We start from the raw sequence: 13,457 nt of genomic DNA, 5'->3' as shown, positions 1-13,457 counted from the left end.
ATGGCCCCTTCTTTTTCACACATAGCCACCAAGGCCGCACGGAATCCCTAACCTAAGCTCATGCCCCAACCAGACGGCGTTCTTCCACCGGACCTGTGGACGCGGCCTCGCATGGCGAGCGCCCTGGCCACCTGTGACATGGCCTCGGTCATCGAGGGCGTGCGCACCGCACGCGGATGGTCCCAGGGCGACCTCGCCCGCGCGATCGACTACTCCCAGAGCTGGGTCTCGCGCGTGGTCAACGGCCAGCAGTCACTGACCATCAGCCAGGTACACGACCTCGCCCGACGACTGGGTGTCCCGCTGCACCTGCTGCGTTTCGGCGACGGCCCTCCCCGGGCCGGTTCCGCAGAGAAGGGGGTGGACACCACGAGACGCCGCGACTTCGGGCGTGCGGTCGCCGCGAGTGCCCTGCTCACCGCCACCGCCGCCACGGCCGCCGCGCCGGCGGGCGCCCGGGCGGCGGGCCACCGATGCGTCAACGAGACGACGGCCTCAGCCCTGCGTTCCATCACCGGGGGCCAGCGCCGCATGGACGCCGACTCCCCCGCCCGCCACCTGTTGCCCAGCGCGGTGGCGCACGTGCATCTGTCCGAGCATATGCTCGCGCAGGCGCACGGGACACCGTTCCACTCGGACCTGAGTGCGGCCGCCAGCGAGGCCTCGGGGTTCGCCGCCTGGCTGCACGCCGACCGCGGCGACACGGGATCGGCCCGCACGTACTACCGCACGGCGGTGGCCCGTGCACGGCAGGCGGGCACACGCCTGCTCGACGTGTACATGCTGGGCTCCCTGGCGGCCTTCGAGACCGACACCGCACAGGATCCCCACCTGGGCCTGGGGCTGGTGCAGGAGGCCGGGCACGTCCTCGGCGCCTCGGCCCACCCCACCGCCCGCGCCTGGCTCGCCTGCGTGGAGGCGCTCGCGCACGCCGGGGTCGGCGACGGCCCGGCCGCCGTGCGCGCCATCGGACGGGCGGAGAGGGAGGCGGCCCGGTCGGCCAACACCGACCCGCCCTGGCCGTGGGTGTTCGCCTTCGACGAGGCCAAGGTCGCCGGCTACCGGGCCCTGGTGGGTGTGCGGCTGAGCCGCCCGCACGACGCCCGCCGGGCCTTCGCCGAGGCGTGCGCCCCGAGGGCGGCCAACGCCAAGCAGTCCGCCGTACTACAGGTGGAGCTGGCCTCGGCGCACGCCGAGGCGGGCGACGTGGACGAGGCGTTCCGCCTGGCCCGGGAGGCGCTGGCCACGGGGATGCGGTTCGAGTCGGAGCGGGTCATCGGACGGGTGCGGTCCTTCCGGCGCCGGTACCCGAGGCCGCGGACGCGCTGTGCGGCCGACCTGGACGAACAGCTCACGTCGCTGGTTACCGGTGTCACCGCTTCCGGGTAGAAGAGCCGCGAAGCGAACAAAAGGGAGATTTCGTGATTCGTATCGGAGTCACCGGCCACCGAGCCCTGTCCCCCGAGGTGAGCGGAGCCGTCGCCGAGCTGGTCTCCGCGCACCTGGAGCCGTACGGCTGCGAGATGGTGGGCCTGTCCTGTCTGGCCGACGGCGCCGACGCCGTCTTCGCCGAGGCGGTCCTGGCCGCCGGAGCGCCGTTGGAGGCGGTCGTCCCGGCCGCCGGTTACCGGGAGGCGCTTCCGGAGGAGCACCACCCCGTCTACGACCGCCTGCTGGCACAGGCCGTCCTCGTCCACGATTTACCGCACACCGAGTCCACGTCAAAGGCGCACATGGAGGCCGGAAGGCTGCTCGTGCGGCGCTGCGACCAGCTCGTGGCCGTCTGGGACGGCCGACCCGCGCGGGGCCCCGGCGGCACCGCCGACGTGGTGGCCTACGCGCGCTCGCTCTTTCGCCCGGTGTCGGTGCTGTGGCCCGATGGAGCCCGTCGCTAGGGCGTGTGCCCGCCGGGCACGTCCTGGGCCACCGGTGCGCGCTCCGCTGGTGCATCCGCCGGTACACGCCCGCCGACACGCGTCCCCGCGGACCCGCGCCGCCCGGCCCCGCGGCGGCGGCCTCAGATCCGGCCCGACACCGCCGCGTTCACGTCCGTGGCCCGCAGCACTCCGCGCACACCGCCGTCCTCCGTCACCACCAGGTACTCGGGCAGCGGATGGCTGGTGAGCGTGTTCAGCAGTTCCTCCCCCTCAAGCCCCACCGGCACCAGTGAGTGCGCGGTGACCGCCCGGGCCACACTCGACACCGGAACCCACGCCCGACGCTCCTCGGCGATCGCCTCGGCCGCCGCCGGATGCACGATCGCGGTCGCCGCTCCGCTGGAGTCGGTCACCACGATCTCCACGCCCCCCGCCTCCAGCGCCCGGCGCCGGGCCTCGGCGAGCGGGGTGTCGGCCGGCACCGTCACCGCCTTCCGGGCCAGGTCACGGGCCCGCAGGCGGGGAAGCCGCTCACGCATCCGGGCGGCGCGCAACGCGTCCGTGGCGCCCATCCACATGAAGCCGCCCAGGACCAGGCCCCACACCACGGTCCACGGGCTGGGCCCGCCACCCGCCGACCAGGCCAACGCGAACGGCAGCGACACGACCACCAGGGCCAGTACCCGGCCGCCCCAGGCGGCGGCCACGCTCCCCAGGTAGGGCCTGCCGGTCAGCTTCCACACCCCGGCGCGCAGCAGCCGCCCGCCGTCCAGGGGAAGCCCGGGCATCAGGTTGAACACACCCACCAGCAGGTTGGCGATCCACAGTTGGAACAGCAGCTCACCGACCACGCTGAACGGGTCGGCGAGCAGGTACAGGCCGAATCCGCACGCGGCCAGGAGCAGGGAGAACAGGGGGCCGGCGAAGGCGATCCAGAACTCGCGGCCCGGTGTGGGCGCCTCGCGCTCGATCTCGGAGACCCCGCCCAGCACGTACAGCACGATGCGCCGGACCGGCAGGCCGTACATGCGCGCGACCACCGAGTGGGCGAGCTCGTGCACCAGGACCGAGACGTAGAGCAGGACGGCGAAGACGAACGCCAGCAGGTAGGCGGCGGGGCCCAGCGCCAGACGGTCCTGGACGATGCCGCCGTAGACCAGGGTGATCAGCACCGCCACGATCAGCCACGAGGGCGTCACGTGGACGGGGATGCCGAAGGGGCGGCCGATCAGCAGCCCCGGCTTCGCGGAACGGCTGCGGGATCGGGGCGATGATGGGTCACTACCGGTCGTCACGCCCCCAGCCTACGGCCCGCCCGGCGCGCTCCACCGGCACGTCCGGGCCCGGCGTCCTCTCCCCGCTTCCGGCTCCCACCTGTCACGGCCTTCTCATAGGCTCGTCACATGACCACCGCGTTCCTTCCGTCCGCCCTCTCGCCCTCCCGGGCCTCCGACTTCCTTCAGTGCCCCCTGCTGTTCCGCTTCCGCACCATCGACCGGCTCCCCGAGGCGCCCAGCGCGGCGGCCCTGCGCGGAACCCTCGTCCACGCCTGCCTGGAGCGCCTGTACGAGCTGCCCGCCGAGTCGCGCACCCCGCGCAACGCCCTCGGCCTCGTCGACCCCCAGTGGAGGAAGCTGCGCGAGAGGAAGCCCGAGCTGGAGGAGCTCTTCGCCGACGAGGCCGAGCGCGACACCTGGCTGGAGTCGGCCCGCGCCCTGGTCCAGCGCTACTTCGACCTGGAGAACCCCGCCGCCCTGGAGCCCCGCGACCGCGAGATGCGCATGGACGTGTCCCTGCCCACCGGGCTCAAGCTGCGCGGCTACGTGGACCGCCTCGACGTCACCCCCTCCGGCCAGATCCGGATCGTGGACTACAAGACCGGCAAGTCGCCCCATCCCCGCTTCGAGGACAAGGCCCGGTTCCAGATCTTCTTCTACGCGGTGATGATCTGGCGCGACCTCGGCGTCGTCCCCACCCGCCTCCAGCTCGTCTACCTCGGCGGCGACGGCGCCGTGCGCTGGTACGACCCCACCGAGGACGAACTGCGGGCCGCCGAGACGGAGATCTCCGACGTCTGGGCACAGATCGAGGCGGCCGGACGCGCCGGTGTCTGGGAGCCCAGGAAGAGCAAGCTCTGCGGCTGGTGCGAGCACCAGGCGCTGTGCCCGGAGTTCGGCGGCACCCCGCCGCCCCTGCCCGTCCGCTCCCCCGCCGCCACCGACCCGGCTCCGGGCCCGGGCCCCTCCCCCGAGGCCTGAGCCCGGGGCCCGGGCGGACCGCGGACCGGTCCCCGGATGCGGCACAATCACTCCTGTGCCCGTCTCAGTACTGCTGGTCGACGACCAGCCCCTCGTCCGCGCCGGCTTCCGCATGATCCTGGAGTCCGACCCGCACCTGTCGGTGGTGGGCGAGGCCTCCGACGGCCGCGAGGCGGTCCGCGCGGTCCGGAGCCTGCTGCCCGACGTCGTCCTCATGGACGTGCGCATGGCCGGGATGGACGGCATCGAGGCCACCCGGCAGATCGTGTCGTGGGCGCGGTCCCTGGACCACCGGGTACGGGTACTGGCCCTGACCACGTTCGACCTGGACGAGTACGCGGTCGAGGTGCTGCGCGCGGGCGCCACCGGGTTCCTGCTCAAGGACGCGCCGCCCGCCGAACTCGTGTCGGCCGTCGGGGTGGTCGCGGACGGTTCGGCGATCGTCTCCCCGCCGGTGCTGCGCCGCCTGCTGGACCGCTTCGCCCCGCTCCTGCCCGCCGCCTCGTCCGGCTCCGGGGACGGCGAGGACCCGCTGACCGCCCGCGAGCACGAGGTCCTGCGGCTGCTCGCGCGCGGGTGGTCCAACGCCGAGATCGCCGCCCACCTCGTCCTCGGCGAGACCACCGTCAAGTCGCACGTGGGCAGCATCCTGACCAAGCTGGGGCTGCGCGACCGGGTCCAGGCGGTGGTGTACGCCTACGAACACGGGCTGGTCCGCCCGGGGCAGCTCGACGAGGACGCCGGGCCGCCCTCCCGCTGAACCGGGGCACGGGGACCGCCCCGGGGCGCCGGGGTCCTTCCTCCGAGTACATCCCCGGGCCCCCGGGCAGAACCCTCCGGGGGTCCGCGGCCGCCCCCACGGCCCCGGCGCGTCGCTGTCGGAGGGCGACACGGCTTGACAGGATGTCCCGGTGATCGAACTCACCGGCCACCGCCCCCGCTCCGGGCGAACCCGGCCCCCTCGGGCCGCGTCCCCTCAAGGGTTTGATCAACGCGCCGACCACCGTGGTGTACAGGCGGGGAGGGAACGGAGACAGGGATGCCAAGCAAGCGGGAGCGGCCCGTACCCCCGAGCGAGGACCGCCTGCTCAGCAGGATGCGGGACTGGCGGGCCGCGCACGAGCGCGAGCTGACCCCGGACGGCCTCGAAGAGGACGAGGACGTCGACCTCCCTGACGCACGCGCCATCGACCTGGTGTTGCGCGCGGGCGAGCTGATGCTGGCCAGCGGTGAGGGCACCGAGACCGTCAGCGAGGCCATGCTGAGCCTCTCGGTCGCCTTCGACCTGCCCCGCTCGGAGGTCTCGGTCACCTTCACCACGATCACCCTGTCCATCCACCCCGGCGGCGACCACCACCCGATCACCGGCGAGCGTGTGGTGCGCCGCCGCGCCCTGGACTACTTCCGCGTCAACGAGCTGCACACGCTGGTCCAGGAGTCCGCGCTGGGGCTGCTGGAGCTGGAGGACGCCGCCGCCCGCCTGAAGCAGATCCGGCGCGCCCGCATGCCCTACCCGAACTGGGTCATCGCGATCGGGTTCGGCCTCATCGCCTCCAGCGCGGGCCTCATGGTGGGCGGTGGCTTCGTCGTGGCGGCCGTGGCGTTCATGGCCACCGTGCTGGGCGACCGCACCGCGGTGTTCCTGGCCAAGCGCGGCGTCGCGGAGTTCTACCAGATGACGGCGGCCGCGATCGTCGCGGCGACCATCGGCGTGGCCATGCTGTGGGTGAGCAGCACGCTGGACCTGGGGCTGCAGGCCGGGGCGATCATCACCGGGAACATCATGGCCCTGCTGCCCGGCCGTCCGCTGGTGGCCAGCCTCCAGGACGGGATCAGCGGCACCTACGTGTCCGCGGCGGCCCGTCTGCTGGAGACCTTCTTCATCCTGGGCGCGATCGTCTCGGGTGTGGGCGTGGTCGCCTACACCGCGGGGCGCCTGGGCGTGGGCATCGACCTGGACAGCCTGCCCTCGGCGGGCACCTCCCTGGAGCTGCCGGTCCTGGTCGGCGCGGCGGGGATCGCGATGGCGTTCGCGATCTCGCTCGCGGTACCGCCCCGCATGCTGCCGACCATCGGCGCGCTCGGCGTGATGATCTGGGTGATCTACGCGGGCCTGCGCTCCCTGCTGGACGTGCCGCCCGTGGTGGGCACGGTCGTGGGCGCGATCGCGGTGGGCATGGTGGGCCACTGGCTGGCGCGGCGCGCGCACAGGCCGGTGCTGCCGTACCTGGTGCCCTCGATCGCGCCTCTGCTGCCGGGAAGCATCCTGTACCGGGGGCTGATCCAGATCACGCAGGGCACCGACAACCTGGAGATCGGCGCGGTGGCGGGCCTGCTCAGCCTGGCGGAGGCGGTCATGGTGGGCCTGGCGCTGGGCGCCGGGGTCAACCTCGGCGGCGAGCTGGTACGGGCCTTCCAGCGCGGCGGTCTGGCGGGCGCCGGAATGCGCAGCCGCCCGGCGGCACGCCGCACCCGTGGCGGGTACTGAGTTTCTTTCCGTCCGGATCCGGACAGGCGGGAACCGCCGCTGACCTGGGGGTGTCCCACAGGGGGAGAGCGGACGACGGCGACAGGGCCGCTCGTCCGCTCCAAACCGCAACAAGCATGTGATGTGAGCCACTACCCTTGGCTTCAGCTCAACGACGAGCACCCGTGGATCGAAAGGCCAGACCCATGTGCAGCCATGAACCTCCCTGCCCGTCCTTCGAGGACACCGACCGCGAGGCGGCCCGGGTCCTCTCCAGTCACCCGGAACAGGGCTGGAGTCTGCTCTGCAACGGCGTCGTCCTCTTCGACGACACCGGCGAACTGCTCCCCGACGGGGTGTCCGTCGCCCCGCACCGGCCCCGCGTCGCCGCCTGAGCGCGCGAGCGGACCACATCCGACGGGGACGCGGTCGGAAAGCGGCGCCCGGCCCCGCGGGACCGGGCGCCGACGCTCCGGGACCGCTCATCCCCCGTTCTCGGGCCAGCCCTCGGGTAGCACGTCCCGACCGCCCGTCGCCTCGCTCAGCCGACGTCGGAAGTCGGCGTGCACGCCGGGGCCCCACACCAGCTCGCTCGGGGTGCGCACGGCCTGCTCCATCGCGGTCCGCAGCGCGCCCGGACGCGACTCCCCCTCCACCACCGGCACCGCCAGCAGGGCGTGCATCCGGGTGATGACCGCGAACAGCTCTCCCGCCAGGGCGGGCGCGCTCGCCGTCGCCACGGCCTCCTCCAGGTAGGGCTCCCACCACGGGAGTCCGGCCTCGCCGCCCTCCTCCTCGGGCGTGGCGAAGCCCCTGCGCAGCCGCCGGCGCACCTCCTCGGCGGTGTCCTGGTCCCGGTCGCCCAGGCCCAGCCGCCAGGCCCGCTCGGCCGCGGCGGGATCCCCGCGCAGGGCGAGCAGTCCCGCGAGAAGCTCCACGGCGGCGGCCGTCTCCCCCGTACCCCCTTCCGAGTCGACGACCGCGCCGGCGTCGGCGATGGCGTGTTCGAGGTGGGCGGCGGCGCGCAGCAGGCGCAGCCCGGGGTCGTCCACGACCGACAGGCCGCGTTCGACGGCCGCCGCGGCGGCGCCGGGCAGTCCCCGTCCCAGCAGGCGCCCGGCCAGGTCGCGGGAGGCGTCGGCGACCGTGGCGGCGTGCAGTCGGCTGACCGCGTCGGGGTCGGGCGGCAGGGTCAGCGCCGCCTCCCAGTGCTCCTCGGCACCGTCGGTGTCACCGCGTTCCTCGGCGGCGCGGGCCAGCCCGTAGTGGGCCACGGCGGTGTGGGCCGGGCCGCCGAGGTCGAGCAGGCGGCGCCAGACGTGTTCGGCCTCGGCGGCCTCGCCGTCCTGCTCCAGGGAGAGCGCGAGGTGGTGGGCCGCGCGCGGGGCGTACCGCGAGTCCCCCGTGGCCAGCGCGCGGCGGGCCGCCTCGCGGGCGGCGGGCGGGTCGCCGCGCTGGTCCTCGACCACGGCCAGGCCGAGCAGGGCCCTGGCCTGCACGTGCGGGTGGGGGTTGGCCGCCACGGCCTGCCGGTAGAGCTTGGCGGCGCGTGCGAGGTGACCGTTCTCGGCGAGGTCCTGGGCCTGGTCGCACAGGCCGGAGGCGTCCCGCCCCGAGGGCGCGGCGGGCTCTGCCGTGTCCTGGGGGTCGGTGGCCGAGGGCGGGTCGGCGGGGCCAGAGCGCGCGGGAGGTCCGGACGTCGTGGTCATGGGTTCCGCTTTCCATGGGGGCGTCGGTGCGTGTGGTGGGAACGCGAGCCGTGTCGTCGCAACCCTAACGCGGTCGCGCCGGGGGCGGCGGCTCGCGCCCGGGTGTCGGCCGGGTGTCTTCCCCCTTTCCCTGCCCCTCCCCGTTCCTTCTCAACACAAGCAGCACCTGTACGACGTAGATTCAGCACCGGGCGCCTTGGAGCGCCTCCCCCGCCATCGGGGAGGCACGCGAAGGGGCGCCGGCCCGAAGGCCGGCGCCCCTCGCGCCCTCGGGCGCCCTACATCTGGAAGGCCTCCGGCGGCGGGCAGGAGCAGACCAGGTTGCGGTCGCCGTAGGCCTGGTCGATCCGGCCGACCGGCGGCCAATACTTGTCCGTGCGCAGCGACGCCAGCGGGTACGCCGCCTCGGCGCGGGTGTAGCCGTGCCCCCACTCGTCGGCGGTCACCGCCTCGGCCGTGTGCGGCGCGTTGCGCAGCGGGTTGTCCTCGGCGTCCCACTCACCCGAGGCCACCCTGTCGATCTCGCCGCGGATGGCGACCATCGCCTCCACGAACCGGTCCAGCTCGGCCAGGTTCTCGCTCTCGGTCGGCTCCACCATCAGAGTGCCGTTGACCGGGAACGACATCGTCGGCGCGTGGAAGCCGTAGTCCATGAGCCGCTTGGCGACGTCCTCGTTGCTGATGCCGCTGGCCTTCTGCAGCGGGCGGATGTCGATGACGCACTCGTGGGCCACCAGGCCGTCCGCGCCGGTGTAGAGGACGGGGAAGTACGGCTCCAGCCGCCTGGCCAGGTAGTTGGCGGACAGCACCGCGATCTCGGTGGCCGAGCGCAGGCCCTCCTCCCCCATCATCCGCATGTAGGCCCAGGAGATGGGCAGGATGCCCGCCGAGCCGAACGGGGCCGCGGAGACCGGTCCCACGCCCGTGTGCGGGCCCGCCTCGGGCTGGCTCGGGTGGTTGGGCAGGAAGCCGGCCAGGTGGGAGCGGACCGCGACCGGGCCCACGCCCGGGCCTCCGCCGCCGTGCGGGATGCAGAAGGTCTTGTGCAGGTTCAGGTGGCTGACGTCGGCGCCGAACTCCCCCGGCTTGGCCCAGCCCAGCAGCGCGTTCAGGTTGGCGCCGTCCACGTACACCTGGCCGCCCGCCTCGTGGACCAGGCGGCACACCTCGGTGATGGTGCTCTCGTACACGCCGTGCGTGGACGGGTAGGTGACCATGATGGCCGCCAGGTCCTCCGCGTGCTCCGCGGTCTTGGCGCGCAGGTCGTCCATGTCGACGTTGCCGTTGTCGTCACAGGCCACGACGGCCACGCGCATACCGGCCATGACCGCGCTGGCGGCGTTGGTGCCGTGCGCGGAGCTCGGGATCAGGCACACGTCGCGGTGGGCCTCGCCCCGCGAGCGGTGGTGCCCGCGGATGGCCAGCAGGCCGGCGAGCTCGCCCTGGGAGCCGGCGTTGGGCTGCAGGGACACCGCGTCGTAGCCGGTGACCTCGGCCAGCCAGGCCTCCAGGTCGTGGATCAGGGCCACGCTTCCGGCGGCCTGGTCCAGCGGCGCGAGCGGGTGCAGGCCCGCGAACTCCGGCCAGGTGACCGGCTCCATCTCGGTGGTGGAGTTGAGCTTCATGGTGCACGAGCCCAGCGGGATCATCGTGCGGTCCAGCGCCAGGTCGCGGTCGGACAGGCGGCGCATGTAGCGCAGCAGCGAGGTCTCGCTGCGGTGGGTGTTGAACACCGGGTGGGTCAGGTAGTCGATCTCGCGGGCCAGTCCGGCGGGCAGGCGGTCGGCGGCCTCGTCCACGCCCAGGCGCCCCCGGGAGGGGCCGCGCTCGGACTCGCCGAAGGCGGCCAGGACCTGCTCCAGATCGGCCTCGGTGGTGGTCTCGTCCACGCTCACCCCGACCGTGTCCCGGTCGACGGCCAGCAGGTTGTACCCGGCCTCCAGGGCGGACCGCACGACGCGGTCCGCGCCGGGCACGCGCACGCGCAGGGTGTCGAAGTAGGCGGAGTGCACGACCTCGAAGCCGCGCTCGGCGAGGGCGTCGGCCAGGGCGGCGGTGCGGGTGTGTACCTGGCGGGCGATCGCGCGCAGGCCGTCGGGGCCGTGGTAGACGGCGTACATCCCCGCCATGACGGCGAGCAGGACCTGCGCGGTGCAGATGTTGCTGGTGGCCTTCTCACGGCGGATGTGCTGCTCGCGGGTCTGTAGGGCCAGGCGGTAGGCGGGCCTGCCCGCGTTGTCCACCGAGACGCCGACCAGGCGGCCGGGAAGCTGGCGGCGCAGCTTCTCGCTGACGGCCATGTACCCGGCGTGCGGACCGCCGAAGCCGAGCGGGACGCCGAGGCGCTGGGTGGAGCCGACCGCGATGTCGGCGCCCAGGTCGCCGGGGCTGCGCAGCAGGGTCAGGGCGAGGATGTCGGCGGCCACCACCGCGAGGGCGCCGCGCTCGTGCGCCCGGGCGATGACGGTGCCGGGATCGCGGACCGCGCCGCTGGAGGCGGGGTACTGCACCAGGACGCCGAAGGCCTCGTCCTCGGGCAGGCCCCGGGACAGGTCGGCGACCACGATCTCGATTCCCAGGGGTTCGGCGCGGGTGCGCAGTACCTGCAGGGTCTGGGGGAAGACGTCGGAGTCGACGACGAACACGTCGGCCTTGCTCCGGGAGGCGCGGCGGGCCAGGGTCATGGCCTCGGCGGCGGCGGTGGCCTCGTCCAGCAGCGAGGCGCCGGAGACGGGCAGGCCGGTCAGGTCCGAGACCATGGTCTGGAAGTTGAGCAGGGCCTCCAGGCGCCCCTGGGAGATCTCGGGCTGGTAGGGCGTGTAGGCCGTGTACCAGGCGGGGTTCTCCATGATGTTGCGCAGGATGACCGGCGGGGTGAAGGTGCCGTAGTAGCCCTGGCCGATCAGCGAGGTGCGCGTGTCGTTGCGCGAGGCCAGTTCGCGCAGTTCGGCCAGGGCCTCGGCCTCGCCGATCGCCTCGGGCAGGTTCAGCGGCGCGCTCTTCCCGGGGCCGGTGAGGATGGACTCGGGTACGGCGTCGGCCATGAGCTCGGCGGGAGAGCCGTAGCCGACGGCCTTGAGCATCTCCTGGGTCTCGGCCGGGGTGGGGCCGATGTGGCGGTCGGCGAACACCCGGGCGGGTGCGCCGGGGGTGTGCAGGGGCTGGTCTGGCACGGAGACCTCCTGGTGACAGGGCCGAGTCTGTTCGGCGGTGTTCCTCACGGTCTCCCCCTCTGTCACCGGGCACGGCGGTGCCCAGGCTTCAGAGCGGCCTACTCCACGCGGTCCATGGTGCCTGAGAGGTTACTGGGGAGTATTGCCCCGTCGGCGCCCCGTTGGCGGGGTCTCTCTCGCGCGGCATCGACAGCCAGCTGACAGTCTGTACATGTGTACAAGCAGGGTGAATGTCGGTTTTCATCCCCGTTGTGACTACGACGGTACTCGATGGCCGTGCCGAGCACCGCCTCCGGTCAGGTGTTCCACCGGGGGGACGGCGCCCTCCTGTGGGATTCCACGAACGGGGCCGGGCTCCGGCGGCGGGTTCTTCCCCCTCGCGCCCGGAGGGGCGGTTCAGCCGGTACGGCGCTCCCGGCGGCGCCTGGCCAGCTCGTCCATGGGCTGGGGCGCCGCGGCGGGCAGGTCGGTCCGCTCCTCGGCGGGGACCACGCCCAGTGCCTCCTCCAGCTCGTGCCAGACGTTGGCCAGGGCCAGGCCGAACATGCCCTGTCCGCGCTGCATGAGGTCGACGACCTCGTCGGGCGAGGTGCACTCGTAGACGCTGACGCCGTCGCTCATGAGGGTGATGCGGGCCAGGTCGGGGGCGGGGCGGCCGCGCAGGTGGTCGACCGCGGTACGGATCTGCTGCAACGATATCCCGGTGTCCAGGAGCCGTTTGGCCACCTTGAGCAGCAGGATGTCGGGGAGGCTGTACAGGGGGGCGTTGTGGGCTCCGGTGCGCACGCTCGGCTCCACCAGGCCTGTCCTGGCCCAGTAGTCGAGCTGGCGGTAGCTGATCCCGGCAGCGGTACACGCCGCGGGGCCCCGATACCCGACGTCCATAGGCAGCGCCACCACGTCCTCTTCGCACAGTAGGCCCTGCTGCCCTGCCAGCCGCAGCGCGAACCGCCTGTCATGGGGATCCCGCTCGCCGCCCGCTACCGCCACGCCGACCTCCGGCTTCTCGTCCCACGGCGGTATCGACAGGGGATGTCCACTCAGGGAACGGGTGCGCCGCGGGTTCCACTGGACTGACGGTAGGACGGCCGACCGGCAGCGTCAACGACACCACGCGGCGCGTCGCCAAGTGCGCGCGGCGCTGGTGTCGCGGAGCCGTCCGGCGGCGCCCTGTGCGCCGACCGGGGTTTCGGCCCGGATCGCTACGGCCATTTCCGTGCTCCAATCTATCACCGGCGCCCGGAACAAAGCCGCAGGTCACGACGTGTCCTTCTCGGCCGCGCCGGTGCGTTCGCACCGGTGCCGCCCACGCGTGGGACCCGCACGCGGGTGCGGGTCCCGGGAGGGGTCGCTCCGGTGCCTACTCCGTACGCCTGCCGAAGTCCTCGGGCGAGATGTTGTCCAGGAACTCCCGGAACGCCTCGACCTGGTCCTCCTGCTCGTCCGGTATCGGCATCCCGGCCTCGGCGATCACGTCCTCGTGGGCGTAGATGGGTGTGCCCGTCCGCAGTGCCAGGGCGATCGAGTCGGAGGGGCGCGCGCTCACCTCCACGCCGTTGCTGAAGACCAGTTCGGCGTAGAAGATGCCGTCGTTGAGACCGGTGATGTTGACTGTCTCGAGTCCGGTGTCCAGGGCGTCGAGCACGTCCCGGAGCAGGTCGTGGGTGAGCGGCCGGGCCGGGGCCACGCCCTGCTGGGCCAGCGCGATCGCGGTCGCTTCCACTCCGCCGATCCAGATCGGCAGGTAACGGTCCCCATCGGATTCCTTGAGCAGGACAATCGGCTGGTTCGAGGGCATCTCAACCCGGACGCCGACGACCTCCATGTGCTTCACAGCGTCTCCGTCCCACGAGTCGTCATGCCGGATGGGCGCTCGTCCCTGCTCCTCCTGTGGATCAGGACCCGAGGGCGAAATCGGCACCCTTCGTTACAAAGCTGTCCTGTGGCGGGGGGCCGCAAACCTCATCGGCCCG

The 13,457-nt window shown here is 73.1% G+C and carries 11 protein-coding genes and 1 riboswitch; of the genes, 6 read left to right on the top strand and 5 right to left on the bottom strand.

The genetic code is table 11. The features are described 5' to 3' along the window. Positions 1-111 precede the first annotated feature (111 nt). Positions 112-1,389 carry a helix-turn-helix domain-containing protein gene (locus NOSIN_RS06355; protein ID WP_077689841.1) on the top strand — a complete coding sequence of 426 codons (1,278 nt, stop codon included), beginning with the start codon at positions 112-114 and terminating at the stop codon, positions 1,387-1,389. A 32-nt stretch (positions 1,390-1,421) separates the two neighbouring features. Then, positions 1,422-1,895: a hypothetical protein gene (locus NOSIN_RS06350; protein WP_077689840.1), complete on the top strand. Its 474-nt coding sequence runs from the start codon at positions 1,422-1,424 to the stop codon at positions 1,893-1,895. 122 nt (positions 1,896-2,017) lie between these two features. On the opposite strand, the gene NOSIN_RS06345 is transcribed toward NOSIN_RS06350, so the two are convergent. Next, a complete protein-coding gene (locus NOSIN_RS06345) occupies positions 2,018-3,112 on the bottom strand; it encodes a site-2 protease family protein (RefSeq protein WP_227015403.1) in 1,095 nt (364 codons plus the stop codon). A 168-nt stretch (positions 3,113-3,280) separates the two neighbouring features. On the opposite strand from NOSIN_RS06345, the gene NOSIN_RS06340 reads away from it, so the two are divergent. From NOSIN_RS06340 to NOSIN_RS06325, 4 genes are all read left to right on the top strand, one after another. Then, a complete protein-coding gene (locus tag NOSIN_RS06340; RefSeq protein WP_077689838.1) occupies positions 3,281-4,135 on the top strand; it encodes a RecB family exonuclease in 855 nt (284 codons plus the stop codon). A 55-nt stretch (positions 4,136-4,190) separates the two neighbouring features. Beyond that, on the top strand, positions 4,191-4,895 hold the full coding sequence (locus tag NOSIN_RS06335; RefSeq protein WP_077689837.1) for a response regulator: 705 nt from the start codon (positions 4,191-4,193) through the stop codon (positions 4,893-4,895). A gap of 279 nt (positions 4,896-5,174) precedes the next feature. Next, on the top strand, positions 5,175-6,623 hold the full coding sequence (locus NOSIN_RS06330; RefSeq protein ID WP_227015400.1) for a threonine/serine exporter family protein: 1,449 nt from the start codon (positions 5,175-5,177) through the stop codon (positions 6,621-6,623). A gap of 185 nt (positions 6,624-6,808) precedes the next feature. Continuing rightward, positions 6,809-6,997, top strand: coding sequence for a DUF5999 family protein (locus tag NOSIN_RS06325; protein WP_077689836.1), 189 nt, complete (start codon positions 6,809-6,811; stop codon positions 6,995-6,997). Between the two features lie 87 nt (positions 6,998-7,084). Here the strand turns inward: NOSIN_RS06325 and NOSIN_RS06320 are convergent, their stop codons facing one another. The 4 genes from NOSIN_RS06320 to NOSIN_RS06305 form a co-directional block, all read right to left on the bottom strand. Further along, the gene (locus NOSIN_RS06320) at positions 7,085-8,311 is read right to left on the bottom strand and encodes a tetratricopeptide repeat protein (RefSeq protein WP_077689835.1); all 1,227 of its coding nucleotides are present in this window, start codon (positions 8,309-8,311) and stop codon (positions 7,085-7,087) included. A gap of 278 nt (positions 8,312-8,589) precedes the next feature. Further along, complete coding sequence (gene gcvP, locus NOSIN_RS06315; RefSeq protein WP_077689834.1) at positions 8,590-11,484, bottom strand: aminomethyl-transferring glycine dehydrogenase; 2,895 nt, start codon at positions 11,482-11,484, stop codon at positions 8,590-8,592. 98 nt (positions 11,485-11,582) lie between these two features. Continuing rightward, a riboswitch (glycine riboswitch) is annotated at positions 11,583-11,673 on the bottom strand. 207 nt (positions 11,674-11,880) lie between these two features. Next, entirely contained in the window at positions 11,881-12,369 is a 489-nt protein-coding gene (locus NOSIN_RS06310) for a MerR family transcriptional regulator (protein WP_077689833.1), read from the bottom strand. A 475-nt stretch (positions 12,370-12,844) separates the two neighbouring features. Continuing rightward, complete coding sequence (locus NOSIN_RS06305) at positions 12,845-13,318, bottom strand: bifunctional nuclease family protein (RefSeq protein WP_077689832.1); 474 nt, start codon at positions 13,316-13,318, stop codon at positions 12,845-12,847. Positions 13,319-13,457 lie beyond the last annotated feature (139 nt).

The sequence above is a fragment of the Nocardiopsis sinuspersici genome, assembly GCF_001998325.1.
GTDB classification, from domain to species: domain Bacteria; phylum Actinomycetota; class Actinomycetes; order Streptosporangiales; family Streptosporangiaceae; genus Nocardiopsis; species Nocardiopsis sinuspersici.
This window is presented reverse-complemented; position numbering and strand designations above follow the sequence as displayed.